Genomic DNA, 19235 nt, shown 5'->3' on the forward strand with positions numbered 1-19235 from the left:
GCAGTCTGAATTAACCTATGTTATTTAACATAACCGGCATAACCAGCATTAAAATATCTTCATTTTCTTCTGCTACTGCTGGAATTAATAATCCGGCACGGTTTGCTGTACTCATTTCGATCACAACTTCCTCACTTGCCAAATTATTCAACATCTCTACTAAAAATTTAGCGTTGAAGCCTATCTCCATATCTTCTCCTTCAAACTGACAGCCTAAACGTTCATGAGCTTCATTAGAAAAATCTAAATCTTCTGCTGAGATATTTAATTCGCTACCAGATATTTTCAAACGTACCTGATGTGTCGTCTTATTGGCAAAAATAACAACACGACGTAGCGTATTTAAGAATAATAAACGATCAACAGTTAATTTATTTGGATTGACTTGTGGAATGACAGCTTCATAATCTGGGTAACGCTCGTCAATCAAACGACAAATTAAATTAATGTTACCAAAACTGAAGAATGCATTGGTTGAATTGTATTCAATTGATACATTAATATCTTCAGAAGGTAAAGAAGATTTCAGTAAGGATAATGCTTTTTTTGGAAGGATCAACGACGCTGGCTTTTCAACACCTATATCAGATCTTCTATAACGGACCAATTTATGTGCATCTGTCGATACAAATGTAATTGCTTTGTCTCCCAATTGAACTAAAACACCTGACATCGCTGGTCTCAATTCGTCGTTACTGACAGCAAAGATGGTTTTGCTGATTGCTTCTGCCAATATCGGAGCAGGCATGTTTACGGTATGAGCATTATCAATTACAGGTATCTTAGGGAAATCCTCAGGATTTTCACCACTCAATTTATATTTACCATCACCAGCACTGATTTCAATGGCTAATGTGTTGTTGTCAACAAAAAAGGCAACGGGCTGATCGGGTAGGGTTTTTAAAGTCTCGATTAAAATTTTAGAAGGCATCGCTACTTTTCCTTCTTCTTTAGCCTCAATTTGCAATGACGTAACCATACTTGTTTGCAAATCTGTTGCAGAAATCGTTAACGTATTGTCTTTTATTTCAAAAAGAAAGTTCTCTAATATGGGTAGAACTGTACTACTACTTGAAGCGCCATTAATAGCTTGAAGTTGTTTTAATAAAATCGATGTGGATACTATAAATCTCATTTCCTAAAATTATGAATTATATCTGCAATAATACGCAAAAGAATCTACATTTTTTAATCAGCGGTATGCAAATCACGTAATAGTGGCTTTCAAAACAAAATCAATATTGAAGACACTAAATCATTGGATTTCAATAAAATTAATGTCATTTAAGCCAATTATATTTTGTTTATAAATAAATGCTGTCTATTATTTATTACATTTGTATAGACTAGCAGTAGTATATGCAATTTAAAGAAATAATTGGACATGATTTAGTTAAAGCACATCTGATCAGCACAGTTCGTGATAACCGTGTTAGTCATGCTCAACTATTTCTTGGTCCAGAAGGATCTGGTTCTTTGCCTTTGGCTTTGGCTTATGCGCAATTAATCAATTGCGAAAATAAATTAGAGGATGATAGTTGTGGTCAATGTGCTTCTTGTCGAAAATACAGTAAGCTTATTCACCCTGATTTACATTTTTCATATCCTTTCATTGCCAAACACAAAGATGATCATGCTGCTACATTTATGGACAATTGGCGTAAGGCGTTTTTTAATAATCCATATTTGGGTTTAGAAAATTGGCGACAACAACTTGATGCAGAAAATAAGCAAGTTAATATCAATATTGCGGAGGCACATGAAATCATTAAAAAACTAAGTCTGAAGTCTTTTGAAGCTGAATATAAGGTCCTCATCATGTGGCTTCCTGAATATTTAGAAAAAGAAGGCAATGCTTTATTAAAACTGATTGAAGAACCACCTGAAAAAACATTATTTCTGTTGGTTGCTGAGAATCAAGAAAAAATATTAAATACCATTATTTCAAGAACGCAGCTTGTCAAAATCAATAAGTTGAGCCATCAGGCTATTACTTCTTATTTAATTGAAAGTAAACATCTTGAAGAATCAGAAGCGAGAGAGATTGCTTTTATAGCGGACGGCAACGTTCAAGAGGCTATAAATATGATTGATCTACATACCAATAATCATTTTGACCTTTTAGTGAGATGGTTACGTTTGGTCGTACAAGATTCGGGTTTAAATATCATTAGCATTTGCGAGGATGAATTAGCTAAATTGGGTCGAGAGAATCAAAAAACATTTTTGATGTATGCCATTAATATCATGCGTCAAATTGTTTTAATTAAACAAGACCTATCCAGTTTGGTTTTCCTTCCTTCGCATGAACTTGATTTTGTCAACAAGTTTGCTACTCATTATACCCTTGAACAAATTGAAGAGACAATCAACTTGTTTGAAACGACACATTATAGTGTAGAAAGAAATGCAAATCCTAAAATATTATTTTTAGATTTATCTTTGCAATTAGTATTAATGTTTAAATACAAAACGTTTCCGAAAGGAACTCAATATATATAGAAAACTATGGGATGTGGCAGTTGCTCATCCGGCGGAGGTTGTGGAAGTACGACGACAGTGGGCGGTACTCCAGCAGGTTGCCAAAATAATGGCTCTTGCATGACTAGCGGATGTAATAAATTAGATGTATATGACTGGCTATCTGATATGGATATGCCATCCAACTATAAACCTTTTGACATTGTAGAAGTTCGATTTAAGGGATCGAGAAAGGATTTCTTTATCAATTCTGACAATTTATATTTAGAAATTGGTGAAATGGTTGCTGTAGAACCTACTACAGGCGGATATGACATTGGACATGTTTCTCTAACAGGAGAGCTGGTTCGCTTACAATTGAAGAAAAACAATGTAAGTTTAGAAAGTGTTACCAAGAAAATTTATCGTAAACCTACAGAGCTAGATGTTGAAAAATTCAACATCGCAAAGGATTTGGAATGGGAGACTATGCATAAAGCTAGAAATCTGGCTTTAGAATTGGGTCTTTCTATGAAAATATCGGATGTAGATTATCAAGGTGATAAAACCAAGGCTACTTTCTATTATACGGCAGAGGGCCGTGTCGATTTCCGTGAACTGATCAAAAGAATGGCTGAATCATTCCGGATCCGGATTGAAATGCGTCAAATAGGTATGAGACAGGAAGCAAGTCGCCTCGGTGGAATTGGTTCTTGTGGTCGAGAATTGTGCTGTTCAACCTGGTTGACAGATTTCAAAACAGTCTCCACTTCGGCAGCAAGATATCAAAATCTATCGCTGAATACCTTAAAATTAGCCGGTCAATGTGGTAAATTAAAATGCTGCTTAAACTACGAACTGGATAGTTATATGGATGCCTTAAAAGACATTCCAAATAATATAGACCGCATCGAAACAACGAAAGGTAATGCATATTTGCAAAAAACCGATATTTTCAAAAAAATGATGTGGTTCTCTTATCCGGGAGCTGAAAGCTGGATTGCACTACCGGTTGATCATGTTAAAGAATTGATCGAAAAAAATAAACAGGGAATCAAAGTGGAAGAATTGGTCACTACTATCGAAGTTGAGATCAAAGAAGAAAAAATTATTAATTACGATTACGAAAATGTAGTAGGTCAAGATAGCCTAACGCGTCTGGACGAAAAAAATAAAAGAAAACGTAATAATAAAAGTAAAGCTAAGCCCAATAATAGAGCTAGAGGTTCTTCCGACCAAACGGTAAAGGCACCGGTAGTAAAAACCGAGAAACCACAACAGAAGCAAGATAAAGCTCCAAAAGTAGTTGCTACAGATAAAAATACGTCAGCGACTCAAAGTAAAGAGGGAGCAACAAATAGACCCAAAAGAAGATTCAATAAGAATCGAAATAACAGAAATAAGGGCAATAATTCTGCTCCTTCGGCAGAGTAATAAGTTTATGATAGTAGTTGGCGAGCATCATGATGCTCGCCAACTTAATATACTCAAATGAGCATGAAAACATATACTTTTCTAATGAGTTGTATCCTATTATCACTATTTGTGTCATGTGATTCCAATACAATTATAGATGAAAACGTAAGCATTCCTAAAAGAGCGTGGGATCATACTAATAGACCAACCTTTAAAGTTCATATCACCGATATTTCTAAAAAGTATGATGTTTTGTTAAATGTTCGACATACCGCAAATTATCCCTATGCTAATCTTTTTATTTTGGTGTATGAGAAAGGACCTCGTACAAAGGAATATATTTTTAGAAAAGAGCTTAAATTAGCTCAATTAGATGGCAAATGGACAGGAAAAAGTGCAGGATCTCTCTATACACAGCAAAGTCTTATCCATCAAGATTATGTATTTCCTGATACTGGAGTATATCACTTCAGTTTTGAACAAAACATGCGCGACAATCCCTTATTGGAAATCTCTGATGTAGGCTTGAATATTACAGGTAATTGATCATGAAGGTCTTCCGTTTACTTTTATTTCCTTTCTCCATACTCTATGGACTTGTGATCTGGATTAGAAATAGATTATTTGATCTGCAGATATTGAAATCTAAATCTTATCCGATTACGACAATTGTGGTCGGTAATCTTGCCGTTGGAGGAACAGGGAAAAGTCCAATGACCGAATTTATTGTCAAACTGCTTCAAAATAAACGTCAGATCGCCACTTTAAGCCGAGGATATGGCCGCAAAACTAAAGGTTTTAAATATGTTGAGGTATCCTCAATGGCTGATGAAGTTGGTGACGAACCTCTCCAATTTAAAAATAAATTTCCAGACCTTACAGTAGCTGTTTGTGAAGATCGATGTCATGGTGTGGAAACATTAATGGATAAACATGATGTCATTGTATTGGATGATGCTTTTCAACACCGCAGATTGAGACCTAAGTTTTCGATCCTCTTATTTGAGTTTACCTCTTGTCTGCATCCTATGTTTGTATTGCCCATGGGCAATTTTAGAGATCTTCCAGGAGAATCCAGTAGAGCTAACCTTATTGTGGTCACTAAGACGCCATCAAATGCTACTCCTGATCAAAAAGAACGCATCAAAAAAACTTTAAGTAAAAAGAGTGGAACTACATCGGTCTTCTTTACTTCTATTGTCTATGGCAATGCTATTCCGATAACCAAACAATCCATTCAAATAAGCAGCAATACGGCTGTTTTGTTGGTCACTGGTATAGCGAATCCACTACCGTTAATAAAGTACCTTAAACCTCTTGTAAAGGATGTTGAGCACCTGTCCTATTCCGATCACTATGCTTTTAAATTAAGTGATATCTTAATCTTTAAACAGCGATTCGAAGAAATGGCAAATGACAATAAAATAATCATAACAACAGAAAAAGATGCTCAGCGACTACGCAATCCTGAATTTTTAAATGTCTTACGTGATCTCCCAATCGCCTACATTCCCATCGAAATTGCTTTTGAAGATGAGCATAAACAACTGTCATTTGAAAAAAATATTCTATCTATCTGTGACATAAGTGTTAATGAATCTTAAATTTTAATAATCTCTAAACTTTGCTATTTAATTTTTGTCTTTTTACTAGTTGTCGTTAAGTGGACGGCAGCACGGATCAATAATAAAAAAGATATGAAAAATTTAAAATTAGCTTTATTTGGCATGATGGCGCTTTTTGCTACAGCAACTGTAGCACAAGAAAAACAAAGTAATCCGGGATGGCAAAGAACACCTGAAGATCAAGCAAAGAATACGGTAGAACAATTGGATAAACAATTAAAACTATCACAGAACCAAAAAGACTCCATCTATGTATACGCGCTAGATATGTCTAAAAAACAACAAGACCTATTCAAAAATACGGATGATCGTAAAGCAGCTTTTGAAAAAATTCAGCCGTTGAGACAGACCACAGATGCAAAAATTAAATCTTTCTTAAGTCCTGAACAAAGCAAATCTTATGATATACTGCAAAAAGAAATGCAAGAACGCAGACAGCAAAGACAAAAATAGCATGGAAATAGATTATTGGTATTCAGCATGCAGTAAAATAGCTATTAACAATAATGATCTAAATATGAGATAGTTAATTCATATTTTTTGTTAAAAATTTGTTAAAGTAACATATTTGATACAATAATTGGAGGTGATTGGGAGTTTTAGTTGTAGAATTTTAGTTATTGAATATTTACATTAAAACATAGCAATCATGAAAAAATTATTTTTAACAGGAATCGGATTCTTCTTAGCATTGAGTTTAACATTTGCACAACAAGTGACTCCAGAAGAACATGCTACTCAGGTAACAACCGAATTGACTCAAAAATTAAGTTTGACAGATGAGCAAAAAACTGCGGCTTATACCATTACGTTAGATCAAGCAAAAGCTGAATCTGCTTTATTGGGTGACACCACAGCAACGAAAGAAGTTTTGGTAGAACAAATCAATAAATTGCAAGCTGAGGCTGATGTAAAGGTAAATGCCTTATTGACAGAAGACCAAAAAGAATTATTCAAAAAGGTAGTGGAAGAAAGACCTGCTAAGGTAATACCAGAAGTAGCTCCTCAGCCCGTGAAAGAAGAAAAGAAAGAGAACACTGAAGAGACCAACACCACACCATAGTCATTAAGAACTTGTTCATAAACATTATCCATTTGGATAAAAAAAAGGGATTCTGATTAGAATCCCTTTTTTATTTGCGCTGCTGTAAGTGATATTAAGCTTTAAGCTTTTTCATGATATCATTTACATATGTTTTAAATTTCTTATCGGTTTCGATTAGATCTTCTACGGTCTGACATGCATAAATAACGGTAGAGTGATCTCTTCCTCCAAAGAAAGAACCGATCGTTTTTAAGGATGATTTGGTATGATTCTTGGCCAAATACATCGATATCTGTCTTGCCTGTACAATTTCCCTTTTACGGACTTTAGATTTAACCATTTCCACAGGAACTTCAAAATACTCACAAACAAGTTTTTGAATGAATTCCATTGATATTTCTTTATGGGTGTTCTTAACAAAATTCTTAAGCATTGATTTAGCTAAATTTAAATCAATCTCTTTTTTGTTTAATGTTGATTGTGCCAATAAAGAAACCATAGCTCCTTCTAACTCACGAACACTATTGTCAATCTGATTAGCAACATATTCTACTACATTTTCAGGTAATTCAATACCATCAGAATACATTTTCTTTTTCAAAATTGCCATTCTTGTTTCCAAATCTGGAATCTGAATATCTGCAGATAAACCCCATTTGAAACGGCTTAATAAACGTTCTTCTAATCCTGCTAAATCTTTAGGAGCTTTATCAGATGTTAAGATGACTTGTTTTCCTGACTGATGTAAATGATTGAATATATGGAAGAATATATCCTGCGTTTTTTCTTTACCGGCAAAATTATGTACATCATCCATAATGATGACATCCATTGCTTGATAAAAATTGACAAAGTCGTTAATCGTATTATTTTTTAGTGAGTCTACAAACTGTTGACAAAATTTCTCACAAGAAACGTAGATGACCAGTTTATCCGGTAAGTTTCTTTTGATTTCATTTCCGATTGCTTGCGCTAAGTGTGTTTTCCCTAGTCCTACTGCACCATAAATCATCAATGGATTGAATGATGTGCCACCTGGTTTATTTGCTACAGCAAAGCCTGCAGAACGTGCAAGACGATTACACTCTCCCTCAATGAAATTGTCAAAAGTATAATTTTGATTCAATTGTGGGTCAACTTGCAATTTTTTTAGTCCAGGAATTACAAATGGATTTTTGATGTCCTTATTTAAAGATACAGGTACGGGAATAGATTGTTTCTTACCTTCTGCTCCATTGCCGTTAGATGGGATATTAGTCGTATAAGGAATAGATGCTGAAGACTTCTCTACCACAATATTGTATTCCAACCTACCTTGTTCTCCTAAGAACTTTTTTACTGTCTTACGCAAGATGCCAACATAGTGTTCTTCTAACCACTCGTAAAAAAATAAACTAGGTACTTGAATAGTCAAAACGTCACCCTCCAAACGTACTGCTTTCACAGGCTCAAACCAGGTTTTAAAACTTTGCGCTGGTATATTGTCTTTGATTATTGCAAGACAATTATTCCAAACACTTGTACTCGTTTTTTCCATTCTAAAATTCTTAATAAGTTGATTTCCAATAAGCGACCAAAAAAATGTTGATAACTTTCTCTTAAGACGAAGATGACAAAAAAAAATCAGCTAAAAAACTAAAATTTAAAATTAATTTAAATTCATTAGTAACCAAATAGTTATATTAAAAAATTCACTTTTTTTAACAAAAAAATTAGCTTAATTTTTTTTTATTAACATTCCAAATTTTTTATTACTTTTTTCTTTTTTTTATAGTTTATGGTCTATTTTTAACACTATAATTCCTGCGCATCACTGACTACTAAAGCGAGAACTGAATCCAGTTAATCCATAGAAATGTTACCATTGATGTAACGACGTTTATAATAAGGAATCTTCCTAAAGTTAAGCAAAAAAAAAGAGGAATCATCATAAGATGGTTCCTCTTTTTTTTGTTTTATGATGATAAGAATCTAGCTGACCATAGCATCCGTTTTAATAGCTTTTGCAAGCTTTCTACATTCCGTAGCAATGGCTTGGGCATCATAGTACGCGATACTCCATTGATCCTGCTGTTCGGCATGTTCTATGATCGTATCGGGGATACCTAATCGCACAACTTTACTGTTATAGTGGTGATCTGCCATAAATTCTAGAACAGCAGAACCGATACCGCCTTGTAGACAACCATCTTCTACTGTTATAATATGTTCAAATTTCTGAAATACTTTATGTAACAGCTCTTCGTCCAATGGCTTAGCAAATCTTAAATCGTAATGCGCAGGATGAATTCCTTCTTCGGATAGTTGCAAAATTGCTTTACTTGCTTCGTTCCCTATTGCTCCAAATGTTAAAATTGCAACGGATTCACCATCCTGAATCAATCTACCTTTACCAATTTCAATTTCTTTAAAAGGTTTTTTCCAATCAACCATTACACCATTACCTCTTGGATAACGGATTACAAAAGGACCTTTATTTTCCAATTGAGCCGTGTACATCAAATTACGCAGCTCTTCCTCGTTCATGGGTGCCGAAACCGTCATATTGGGTATGCAGCGCATAAAAGCAATATCATAAGCACCATGATGCGTAGGACCATCTGCTCCAACTACTCCCGCACGATCCAAGCAAAAAACAACGTTTAGATTTTGCAAGGCAACATCATGTATAACCTGATCAAATGCACGTTGCATAAACGATGAGTAAATATTACAGAAAGGCATTAGCCCTTGAGTTGCTAATCCCGCACTGAAGGTAACGGCATGCTGCTCGGCGATACCAACATCAAATGCACGATCAGGAAAAGCTTTCATCATAATATTCATCGATGAGCCCGATGGCATAGCGGGTGTAATACCTACTATTTTAGCATTCGTTTCGGCCAATTCGACCAATGTATTACCAAATACATCTTGATATTTTGGCGCAGTTGGTTTGTCCTGCGCAGATTTCTTGATTTCACCAGTGATTTTATCAAATAGACCTGGCGCATGCCATTTGGTTTGATCCTTTTCCGCTAAAGCGTACCCTTTTCCTTTAACTGTTACACAATGTAACAACTTAGGTCCAGGAATATGTCTAAGATCTTCCAATGTCTTAGCTAGTTTTTTGACATCATGACCATCAACAGGTCCAAAATATCTAAAATTTAACGATTCAAATAAATTAGCATTCTTGAGTAATGTTCCTTTTATGCTTTTCTCAAGCTTTTTAACCGCTCCTAAAGCATTAGGTCCCATTTCTGATATCTTAGATAGTACAGACGCGATATCATCTCTAAACCGATTATAACGCTTAGAGGTGGTGATACTGGTCAAATACTCTTTTAGTGCACCGACATTGGGGTCAATAGACATACAGTTATCATTGAGAATAACCAACAGATTTGATTTCTCAATACCCGCATGGTTTAACGCTTCAAACGCCATACCACCGGTCATCGCTCCATCACCTATAATTGCAATGTGCTGACGGTCTTTTTCTCCTTTTATCTGAGATGCTACTGCCATTCCAAGTGCTGCAGAAATAGACGTAGAAGAATGCCCTACACCAAATGCATCATATATGGATTCGCCTCTTTTGGGAAATCCGGATATACCGTTAACAATTCTATTCGTATGAAAAGAATCTCGACGTCCTGTCAATATCTTGTGACCATAGGCTTGATGACCTACGTCCCATATCAATTGATCATAAGGAGTATTCATGACATAATGTAATGCCACCGTCAATTCAACAACGCCCAAACTAGCTGCAAAGTGACCACCATTAACAGAAACTAAATCAATGATATATTGACGCAATTCCTGACTAACTTGTTCTAATTGGTCTTCCTTGAGTTTTTTAAGATCAGAGGGATCATTGATTTTACTTAATAAATCTCCAGCATCAAACTGCATAGTATTGCTAATTACTTTAAAATATGGATACAAAATAACAATTTATTTATCATAACTTGGGTATTAATAACACTTTTTGTATTAGAATACTCAACAGTTGTAGAAGCTTTTAGTTTTAATAGTTTGAAATAAAAATGATTGTATAATTATGTAATTTTGTTTTTGATATGCAAGTAGAAGAAGGATACGAAATAAAATTACCACAGTTTGAAGGTCCATTTGACCTCCTCTTATTTTTTATTGAAAGAGATGAATTAAATATTCATGAAATACCTATTTCCAAAATAACGGATGATTTTCTATCCTACGTCAATCAGCTGCAGGCTTTGGATATGGAGATGGCCAGTGAATTTATTTTTGTGGCTTCGACCTTAATGCGTATTAAAGCAAAAATGCTTCTCCCAAGACCCGAATTGGATGATGATGAAAATGAAATTGATCCTAAAGAAGATCTGATTCAAAAATTGATTTTATACAAACAGTTTAAAGATACCTGTGAAGATTTAAAATTACTGGAAGATGAACGCTTCAAATTGTACAAAAGGGGAAATATCAATTATGATATTAAATTAGCTAGACCTGTAGTAAGTACTGGAGAAGAATTAAACAGTTTTGATTTATATAAATTGATGATGGTCTATGAACGTATGATGTTTCAATATAAGAATAGACCTCAAGAGGTAAAGCATACCGTGATCAGACATCCTTATACCATAGAGCAACAGAAAAAAGCGATTGCTGATCTTATTGAAATAAACAACCAATTGGATTTTCAATATATTCTTAAAAATTCTGAAAATAAAGTACAATTCGTATACAACTTCTTAGCGATACTCGAAATGTTGCAACAGAAATTATTGCAGATTGAAGTCGGTCTTGGTTACAATGAGTTCAGTATCCGAAAACGAAATGAAGATGAATTTGATTTAATGGATCTTGAAGAAGAATTAGCCGTTTAATAAAAAAGCAGATCATGATGATGATCTGCTTTTTTATTAAAATCAATGTGATGATTAATCTTTAAATGCATTCCAACCTTGAGCGGTGATAGGATAAACTTTTCCAGATTTAGCAATCATTTGGCATCCTTCGCTCGGTTGTGTAATATGACCAATAATCGTAATATCCATAGATCCTTTTATTTTATCATAATCGGATTGTGGTATGGTAAATAATAATTCATAATCTTCACCTCCATTGAGTGCACAGACTGTTGGATCAAGTCCAAATTCTCGCGCTGTTTCGTAAGTCATCGAATCCAACGGTATTTTTTCTTCATACAATTTGCAACCTTTGTCCGAAGCCTCACAAATATGGATGATCTCGGAAGCTAAGCCATCCGATACATCGATCATCGCATTGGGCTTTACTCCAATCTCAGCAAGTAACTCAACAATATCTCTTCTAGCCTCAGGTTTCAGTTGACGTTCTACGATATAATCTTTGCCTTCCAAGTCAGGCTGTATATTAGGGTTCTCTAGGAAGATATTTTTTTCGCGCTCTAATAACTGCAGCCCTACATAAGCACCGCCCAGATCGCCTGAAACGCAGAGTAAATCTCCTTCTTGTGCTCCTGATCGATAAGCGATCTGATCTTCATCAGCAAAACCAATACTCGTTACAGAAATGACTAATCCTTGTACTGATGCAGAAGTATCTCCTCCGATCAGATCGACATTGTATTTTTTACAAGCAATCAATGCGCCCTGATAAATTTCTTCTACAGCTTCTAATGGGAATTTTGAAGATAGACCTATTGAAAATGTAATCTGTGAAGCCTTTCCATTCATGGCATAGATATCACTCAAATTGACTTGAACAGCTTTATAGCCTAAATGCTTTAAGGGTACATACCGTAAATCAAAATGGATCCCTTCCAGTAGGAGATCTGTTGATATTAAAGTTTTCTTATTCGAAAAATCCAAAACAGCAGCATCATCTCCAATTCCTTTGACCGTACTTGGTTCATTGATCTCGACAGCTTTAGTTAAATAAGAAATCAAACCAAACTCACCCAATTCACCTAAATTTGTTCTCTCTGTATTATCAAATTCTAACATATCTGTCTTTTATTTTAGTATTATAATCCCAATTGAGCTGATATTTCCAACATCCGCTCAATAGGGCGTTGTGCACGAGCAATCACGGATTCATCTAATGTGATTTCGGGGCTTTCATATTTTAAACAATTATAAAGCTTCTCCAGTGTATTTAACTTCATATGCGGACAATCATTACAAGCGCAGGCATTATTAGGAGGCGCAGGAATGAACGTTTTGCCTGGGCTAGCCTTTTGCATCTGATGGATAATTCCAGACTCTGTGGCGACGATATAGGTGTTAGCAGGATCATTGATTGTAAACTTCAACATGCCCGAGGTAGAACCTACATAATCGGCAGTCGCTAAAATATGATCTTCGCATTCTGGATGTGCTATGAATTTGGCTTCCGGATGCTCTGCTCTCAATCGATCTATTTTATCTTGAGAAAATATTTCATGTACCATACATGCACCATTCCACAAAACAAGATCTCGACCTGTTTTCTTTTTGACATAGGCCCCAAGATTACGATCTGGACCAAAAATGATTTTTTGATCTAAAGGAAGGCTCTCTACAATTTCTACGGCATTACTGGAAGTACATACAATATCTGAAAGTGCTTTCAATTCAGCTGTACAGTTGACGTAGGTAATGACCAGATGATCGGGATACTGTTCTTTAAATTTAGCGAACAGATGCGGCGGACACGAATCGGATAATGAACATCCAGCTTTTGCATCGGGCAGCAATACTTTTTTTGTTGGAGAAAGTATCTTCGCTGTTTCAGCCATAAAATGTACACCGGCAAAAACAATCACATCGGCATCAGTTTTTGCAGCCTCTTGTGATAGACCAAGACTGTCGCCAATGTAATCAGCAATATCCTGTATCTCTGCTTCCTGATAATAATGTGCTAATATAACGGCGTTTTTTTCTCTTTTGAGACGCTTGATCTCTTGTATTAGATCTAAGCTAGGATCAATGGGAGCATCAATATACCCCTTAGCCTCCATATCGTAATTTACTAAATCCATTAATTCTTCTTCTTAATTTGATTTACACTACAAAATTAAGAATACTTATTCAATAAATCTTTGTATTCAAAAATGATGTTTATAAATCCGATCGTAACTTACTGATAGTTAAAAATAGTATATTCATATTCAGCTAATTAACACACTTATCAACATTTCAATAAGCCCATATTTTACTCTATGTTAATAAGTGCCAATTTTTGGTCTAAAACAACTATATAAATATTTGATTATTAATCAATTAACATAGTTACCAACATTTCGTAAAAGGTGAAATTTAATACTGTTTAAAGCTGTTAAAACAAGCTATTAATAGTCGACGACAGTTAAATATTTAAGACAGTTATCCACATCATTTAAAATATCGAATTGTAAAGGCGTCAAATTTGAATTTAAAGGCTCTTAGAATTGAATATTTGGAAATTATAGTTTATGATTTTCAAATAATGAAGTATAAATCGTTGTTAACAACAGATCCGCACCTATAGAAAGTAGCGAGGATATCAAAGAGTAAGTGATCAGGGGCTATAAATTTTAATTTTTAAAAATTATATATCCAAATCAATAGCACAAAGCTAAACTATTTTGATGCGATACAAATAAATTATTCGAAAAGTTATGCACAAAACTTTCAAATATTTAAATGTAAGGGACTTAAATTTTGATATAAACGCCCTATAAAGTCTTTAAAAATTTAAAAAATGAACAAAAGTTAGAAAACAGTATTCTAATCGAACTTAAATTTAAAATTTTAAAGCTTGAAGTAAATTATGAAGGATTGATAAATTAAAAAATATAAACCAAAAGTTTGATTTCAACAAGGATAAAAGGGGCTTGAAATGAATGTTGAAAATGGTAACCAGGAGAGTATGCTTGATTTAAAAAATGATTTAAGCTGTCTAAGAATCTCATTACTGAAAAATGGAAATTCAAAAATTCATTTATCGCACTCTAATGGCTTCAAAATGTATATTAAGGGCATTGACAATTCAATAAATCTTATATTTTTATAAAAAAAAACAGCTATTCAATTGTAAAGATGTTTATTTTAACAGATTGATTCTATTAAAATCATATCCGAAAAATTCAATTTTTAAAATAAACTGGATTAGAATGGGCTAAAAAAATTTGAAAATAAATTTTCGAAAATAATGCATTTTCAAACGCTTTATTTTCAAAAATTGACGTCTGAGTAAAACATAGAAAAAAGCATTTAAAAATTAAAGACTTCAACATCATGATATTTGAAATTGAAATTTTAAAAAAGCTAAATATCGCATTCTAAACGCGTCAAATAGCGATATAAACTGTTTACAGCTGTATTATTTCTTGTAAAAAATTCAAAATTTTAATTTATCGCATTCTAAAAGGGTTTAAAGTAATATTTGTCAAAAATAAAGCCTCTGAGAATTGAATATTTGATTTTTGTTTCAATACTCAACCAACAATCAAATTCTCATAGCCTCAAATTCAACTTGACAAAACTAAACAAAGAAAATCAAACGTATTCCACATTCTCTTTTTTTAATAAATAATAATCTTTTTTATATAAAAAGGTCTTATTGTTTATTAGTGTGTGGAAAATGGGGATAAAACAGTGAATTTTTATTTTGATATGAAGATTTTATAAAGTTATTAACAATTTATTCACATTAAATTCATTTTAAACGTCTGATTTTTAATACTGTGATTTTTCACTGATTTTATTTTCAATAAAAAAATGTGAATTGTTTATGTGTTAATTTATGTTGATAAAGGGACGATTTTGTGCTAATAACTTTTAGAAATTTTGTTAGAAATAGGAGATATCAACATTAAAAAAAAAGTTATCATTTTTATTTAACCTTTTATTTACACGTTTTCCACATTTTTTGTTAATTTGAATAGTCAAAATGTGCTGGTCACATGCTAATTTTATTTTATGTCAGAAAGAAAGGTAGATTTCCTTGTAATTGGGTCTGGAATCGCGGGTTTAAGTTTTGCTTTAAAAGCGGCCGATCATGGTAAAGTATTGATTGTCACGAAGTCCAACGAGGATGAATCAAATACAAAATATGCGCAAGGAGGAGTAGCGGCAGTTGTGGATAAGTCTGATAGCTTTGAACAGCATATTGTTGATACTCAGATAGCTGGAGATGGATTATGTGATGTTGAAATTGTGGAAAACGTAGTTCGCGAAGCTCCGGAGCGTATCAATGAATTGATTTCCTATGGAACATCATTTGATAAATCCGATGCCGGAGTTTATGATCTGGCAAAGGAGGGAGGGCACTCAGCTCATCGTATTTTGCATTATAAAGATATTACTGGATATGAGATAGAGCGATCTTTATTGCAGAAAATTCATGAGCATCCAAATATTGAAATGCTAACCCATTATTTTGCTATCGACCTGATCACACAACATCATTTGGGCGAATTTGTAGATAAACAAAGAGAAGATATCAAATGTTATGGGATCTATGCCTTCAACACCAATACGCACCAAGTCGATAAGATATTAAGCAAAATTACGGTGATGGCGTCGGGTGGTGCTGGACATATTTATGCGAGTACGACCAATCCAACCATAGCAACAGGCGATGGAATTGCCATGGTATATCGAGCAAAAGGGAAGGTGCGAAATATGGAATTTATGCAGTTTCATCCTACATCTTTATATAATCCAAGTGACTCACCTGCCTTTTTGGTTTCGGAAGCTGTTCGTGGTTTTGGTGGCATTTTAAGGCGTGTGAATGGTGAAGATTTTATGAAAGAATATGATGAGCGAGCATCACTAGCACCGCGGGATATAGTGGCACGAGCGATCGATTCGGAGATGAAAAAATCGGGTATTGACTACGTTTATCTGGATATCACGCATCGAGAAAAGGCTGATATTATCAAGCATTTTCCAAATATTTACGAAAAATGTCTATCAATTGGTCTGGATATGAGTAAAGATTTTATTCCCGTCACACCTGCTGCTCACTATTTATGTGGTGGTATATATGTGGATGACTATGGTAGGAGCAGCATTAGCAATCTGTATGCTTGTGGTGAATGTTCGTCTACAGGTCTACATGGTGCAAATCGCTTAGCATCCAATTCACTCCTAGAAGCTTTGGTATATGCACATCGTATTTATTTGGATTCGTCCAAATCGGTATCCGACGCGGAGTATGCGGTGGGTGTACCAGAGTGGGATGATTCAAAAGCAAAGCTGTCTAATGAAGATATTTTGGTTACACATAACTTGAGAGAATGTCAAAAAGTGATGAGTGATTATGTGGGAATTGTGCGTTCGGATTTCAGATTAGAACGAGCACTCAATCGATTGCACTTATTGTATGGTGAGACAGAAGATTTTTATAGACATACGAAATTGTCGGTTAAATTATGTGAATTGAGGAATGTGATACAGGTCGCTTTTATTGTTACCAAGTCTGCCTTACTGCGAAAAGAAAGTAGGGGACTTCATTTTACGACTGACTATCCGCATCATGCAGATACATTAAAAGATACTATATTTTAGAAAGATTATGGCCTGTATATTACCAGTTAAGGGAATAAGTCCCAAGTATAAAGATAATTGCTTCATCGCGCCCAATTGTACGATTGTTGGTGATGTGGAATTAGGTGAACATTGTTCGGTATGGTTTAATGCGGTGATCAGAGGTGATGTCAATTTTATTCGTATTGGTGATTATACCAATATACAGGATGGAGTTGTTATACATTGTACTTATCAAAAGGCTGGTACCACGATAGGTAGTTATGTCAATATTGGCCATCAAGCCATGGTACATGGCTGTATCGTACATGATCATGTACTGATCGGTATGGGGGCAATTGTAATGGATAATGCCGTAGTGGAGAGTCACGTAATTATTGCCGCTGGTGCAGTTGTTTTGGAAAATACAGTATGCGAATCTGGTTACTTGTATGCGGGGGTACCTGCTAAAAAAATAAAAGCGATAACTGAAGAACAAAGGTCGATGTTACAACAGTTACCGCATAATTACGTTTTGTATAGTTCCTGGTTTGACTAATTCATATCATTCAGCTCTTGTAAACTGAATGATTCGTTTTGTTCCCAGTTTGCTCGTATAGTAAAGGTTTTGTTGAGATAAACAAGGGATTCTGGTTGGGTCAATTTATACACTTCTCCAGGATCCCAGATACCATTTTTATTATCATCACGAATGACTCTTATCGTATATTTTCCTCCGGGAAACTCTTTGTAACCTAATTTTCCGGTGGCATTATTTAATATATCTCGTCGATATACTTTCTCCTTCTTTTCATCTATGAGTTCCACAATGTATTGTTTTGTGCTATCTATGGATGTAAAAGTAAACGTGATGTCACCATAATTATCGCTATCATCATAGGTGAGGGATAGCTTATGTTCCTTATTTTTTTCGCCAAAATAACCTTGCATAGCACCTTCTTCCAATACGATCTGATAGTTCTTTTGCTTCCTCCAATTGTATCGAATATGATAAAGGTTGGCTACTGTACTATCCAATTGAAGTTGAAAATTAGTCTTTGCTATGCTGTCTTCCGTTAACTTAATTTTACTCTTGTCAATGGTTTTAATAGGTGTAAGCGATGACAATGTTAGGTGTTTGACACGGTCTACTTTTCCTGTTGAAGGCGATGTAATGGGTACAATTGACCGATCTAATTTGAGGTTGGTTTTCTTTATTAATATGGTATCAAGCACTGAATTGTTTTCTGATAGTACAAATTTAAGCGAATCTTTCTCTAGATTATTGATGTAGATATAAGCCGAATCTTGCATATTCGAATATTTTACAATCTTAGTTTTATCATTTTCATCATCGTTCAGTAGCGTCAGTTCGGGCTGTTTGATGCCTCTATTAAATGCTAAATGTATGCGCCCTGTATTCTCAATTTTTTTATCGAGTACTCTAAATTTTGTAGGAGTTCCTTTGGATATTTGAAGATTGATATTGGTCAGGTCTTTGTCCAGTACGATCGAATCCTTTAAAAATCCAATTAATTCATCTGGATTATTGTAGATCCGGTCATTATTGGTTTCTTTTAAAGCATAGATCCGGTACGTGTTTGCCCTTAGATTACTGATTTTAAAATTACCTACAGTATCTGTTTGCGCAAAAATATTAGCTTTCTTTTTGCCAAAGATAGAATCTTGGCTTATTGGTATCAATAATACCCTGACTTCTTTTTCTTTCTCCTTAGTCAAGGCATTGGTTACATTTCCGGATATCGACAATGAATCAATTTGATCTCCTGTAGCAAATACATAACTGTAATTGATAATCGGATTGCTGGCATTATAATCGACCAGGCCTTTACCAAAATTGATGGTATAGGTGGTGTTTTGCTCTAGCGAATCTGGCAATGTAATTTCTAGTATTTTCTTCTTTACTTTAAATTGGGGAGGCCTATCCATATCTGGAGAAATACTGATTTCCTTCTGCTGATTATTCAATTTGATATACTCATCCAAAGTGATGCTTATTTTTCTCTCTTTGAAATTTTTAGAGAAATTGGCTGGAGATTCATTGAGCACCACAGGTGCTATTGAATCTTTTGGTCCCCCTGTTGGCTGTTTTATGCTGGCACATTGCACTGTGAGCAAAATCAGACTAGAAAACAAGCTTAAAAGCATTAACCTTGTTATTAAGGTGCTTTTAACGCTTTTTAAGCTTGTTTTATTTATTTTTGAATGTAGACTCATAAA

The 19235-nt window shown here is 34.5% G+C and carries 15 protein-coding genes; 9 read left to right on the forward strand and 6 right to left on the reverse strand.

Annotated elements, in window-relative coordinates; genetic code table 11:
- Positions 1–10: 10 nt before the first annotated feature.
- Entirely contained in the window at positions 11–1135 is a 1125-nt protein-coding gene (gene dnaN / locus B3P23_RS19485) for a DNA polymerase III subunit beta (RefSeq protein ID WP_045754195.1), read from the reverse strand.
- A 224-nt stretch (positions 1136–1359) separates the two neighbouring features.
- Here dnaN and B3P23_RS19490 point away from each other — a divergent pair, with 224 nt between their 5' ends.
- The 6 genes from B3P23_RS19490 (at position 1360) to B3P23_RS19515 (ending at position 6564) form a co-directional block, all read left to right on the forward strand.
- Positions 1360–2502: an ATP-binding protein gene (locus B3P23_RS19490; RefSeq protein ID WP_248755114.1), complete on the forward strand. Its 1143-nt coding sequence runs from the start codon at positions 1360–1362 to the stop codon at positions 2500–2502.
- A gap of 6 nt (positions 2503–2508) precedes the next feature.
- Positions 2509–3894 (forward strand): PSP1 domain-containing protein, encoded by a 1386-nt coding sequence (locus B3P23_RS19495; protein ID WP_293928890.1) that lies wholly within the window; start codon positions 2509–2511, stop codon positions 3892–3894.
- A gap of 63 nt (positions 3895–3957) precedes the next feature.
- Positions 3958–4422, forward strand: a complete 465-nt coding sequence (locus B3P23_RS19500; protein WP_094771818.1) for a gliding motility lipoprotein GldH — start codon at positions 3958–3960, stop codon at positions 4420–4422.
- A gap of 2 nt (positions 4423–4424) precedes the next feature.
- Positions 4425–5480 carry a tetraacyldisaccharide 4'-kinase gene (gene lpxK, locus B3P23_RS19505; protein ID WP_293928893.1) on the forward strand — a complete coding sequence of 352 codons (1056 nt, stop codon included), beginning with the start codon at positions 4425–4427 and terminating at the stop codon, positions 5478–5480.
- Positions 5481–5573: 93 nt separating this feature from the next.
- Positions 5574–5954, forward strand: a complete 381-nt coding sequence (locus tag B3P23_RS19510) for a hypothetical protein (protein ID WP_293928895.1) — start codon at positions 5574–5576, stop codon at positions 5952–5954.
- A 196-nt stretch (positions 5955–6150) separates the two neighbouring features.
- Positions 6151–6564, forward strand: a complete 414-nt coding sequence (locus B3P23_RS19515) for a hypothetical protein (protein ID WP_293928897.1) — start codon at positions 6151–6153, stop codon at positions 6562–6564.
- Positions 6565–6658: 94 nt separating this feature from the next.
- Here the strand turns inward: B3P23_RS19515 and dnaA are convergent, their stop codons facing one another.
- On the reverse strand, positions 6659–8083 hold the full coding sequence (gene dnaA, locus B3P23_RS19520; protein WP_038695013.1) for a chromosomal replication initiator protein DnaA: 1425 nt from the start codon (positions 8081–8083) through the stop codon (positions 6659–6661).
- Between the two features lie 434 nt (positions 8084–8517).
- On the reverse strand, positions 8518–10446 hold the full coding sequence (gene dxs, locus B3P23_RS19525; protein ID WP_045756169.1) for a 1-deoxy-D-xylulose-5-phosphate synthase: 1929 nt from the start codon (positions 10444–10446) through the stop codon (positions 8518–8520).
- Between the two features lie 167 nt (positions 10447–10613).
- Between dxs and B3P23_RS19530 the strand changes: the two genes are divergently transcribed.
- Complete coding sequence (locus B3P23_RS19530) at positions 10614–11405, forward strand: segregation and condensation protein A (protein ID WP_293928903.1); 792 nt, start codon at positions 10614–10616, stop codon at positions 11403–11405.
- Positions 11406–11459: 54 nt separating this feature from the next.
- Here the strand turns inward: B3P23_RS19530 and thiL are convergent, their stop codons facing one another.
- Positions 11460–12506, reverse strand: coding sequence for a thiamine-phosphate kinase (thiL, locus tag B3P23_RS19535; RefSeq protein WP_045756171.1), 1047 nt, complete (start codon positions 12504–12506; stop codon positions 11460–11462).
- A 20-nt stretch (positions 12507–12526) separates the two neighbouring features.
- Complete coding sequence (nadA, locus tag B3P23_RS19540) at positions 12527–13522, reverse strand: quinolinate synthase NadA (protein ID WP_293928905.1); 996 nt, start codon at positions 13520–13522, stop codon at positions 12527–12529.
- A gap of 1921 nt (positions 13523–15443) precedes the next feature.
- Here nadA and nadB point away from each other — a divergent pair.
- Entirely contained in the window at positions 15444–17036 is a 1593-nt protein-coding gene (gene nadB / locus B3P23_RS19545) for an L-aspartate oxidase (protein ID WP_045755933.1), read from the forward strand.
- A 7-nt stretch (positions 17037–17043) separates the two neighbouring features.
- A complete protein-coding gene (locus tag B3P23_RS19550; RefSeq protein ID WP_045755932.1) occupies positions 17044–17553 on the forward strand; it encodes a gamma carbonic anhydrase family protein in 510 nt (169 codons plus the stop codon).
- On the opposite strand, the gene B3P23_RS19555 is transcribed toward B3P23_RS19550, so the two are convergent.
- On the reverse strand, positions 17550–19163 hold the full coding sequence (locus tag B3P23_RS19555) for an Ig-like domain-containing domain (protein WP_293928909.1): 1614 nt from the start codon (positions 19161–19163) through the stop codon (positions 17550–17552). The two genes, B3P23_RS19550 and B3P23_RS19555, sit on opposite strands and share 4 nt — an antisense overlap.
- Positions 19164–19235: the final 72 nt, after the last annotated feature.

Origin of the sequence: Sphingobacterium sp. UBA6320, from assembly GCF_002440335.1 — a bacterium.
Lineage (GTDB): Bacteria > Bacteroidota > Bacteroidia > Sphingobacteriales > Sphingobacteriaceae > Sphingobacterium.

Excerpts from the sequence above, each read along its gene's own strand:
- B3P23_RS19515 (WP_293928897.1), top strand. The coding sequence starts at position 6,151 with ATGAAAAAATTATTTTTAACAGGAATCGGATTCTTCTTAGCATTGAGT.
- B3P23_RS19490 (WP_248755114.1), top strand. The coding sequence starts at position 1,360 with ATGCAATTTAAAGAAATAATTGGACATGATTTAGTTAAAGCACATCTG.
- nadA (WP_293928905.1), bottom strand. The coding sequence starts at position 13,522 with ATGGATTTAGTAAATTACGATATGGAGGCTAAGGGGTATATTGATGCT.
- B3P23_RS19555 (WP_293928909.1), bottom strand. The coding sequence starts at position 19,163 with ATGCTTTTAAGCTTGTTTTCTAGTCTGATTTTGCTCACAGTGCAATGT.
- nadB (WP_045755933.1), top strand. The coding sequence starts at position 15,444 with ATGTCAGAAAGAAAGGTAGATTTCCTTGTAATTGGGTCTGGAATCGCG.
- B3P23_RS19530 (WP_293928903.1), top strand. The coding sequence starts at position 10,614 with ATGCAAGTAGAAGAAGGATACGAAATAAAATTACCACAGTTTGAAGGT.
- lpxK (WP_293928893.1), top strand. The coding sequence starts at position 4,425 with ATGAAGGTCTTCCGTTTACTTTTATTTCCTTTCTCCATACTCTATGGA.
- B3P23_RS19550 (WP_045755932.1), top strand. The coding sequence starts at position 17,044 with ATGGCCTGTATATTACCAGTTAAGGGAATAAGTCCCAAGTATAAAGAT.
- dnaN (WP_045754195.1), bottom strand. The coding sequence starts at position 1,135 with ATGAGATTTATAGTATCCACATCGATTTTATTAAAACAACTTCAAGCT.
- B3P23_RS19495 (WP_293928890.1), top strand. The coding sequence starts at position 2,509 with ATGGGATGTGGCAGTTGCTCATCCGGCGGAGGTTGTGGAAGTACGACG.
- dxs (WP_045756169.1), bottom strand. The coding sequence starts at position 10,446 with ATGCAGTTTGATGCTGGAGATTTATTAAGTAAAATCAATGATCCCTCT.
- B3P23_RS19510 (WP_293928895.1), top strand. The coding sequence starts at position 5,574 with ATGAAAAATTTAAAATTAGCTTTATTTGGCATGATGGCGCTTTTTGCT.
- thiL (WP_045756171.1), bottom strand. The coding sequence starts at position 12,506 with ATGTTAGAATTTGATAATACAGAGAGAACAAATTTAGGTGAATTGGGT.
- B3P23_RS19500 (WP_094771818.1), top strand. The coding sequence starts at position 3,958 with ATGAAAACATATACTTTTCTAATGAGTTGTATCCTATTATCACTATTT.
- dnaA (WP_038695013.1), bottom strand. The coding sequence starts at position 8,083 with ATGGAAAAAACGAGTACAAGTGTTTGGAATAATTGTCTTGCAATAATC.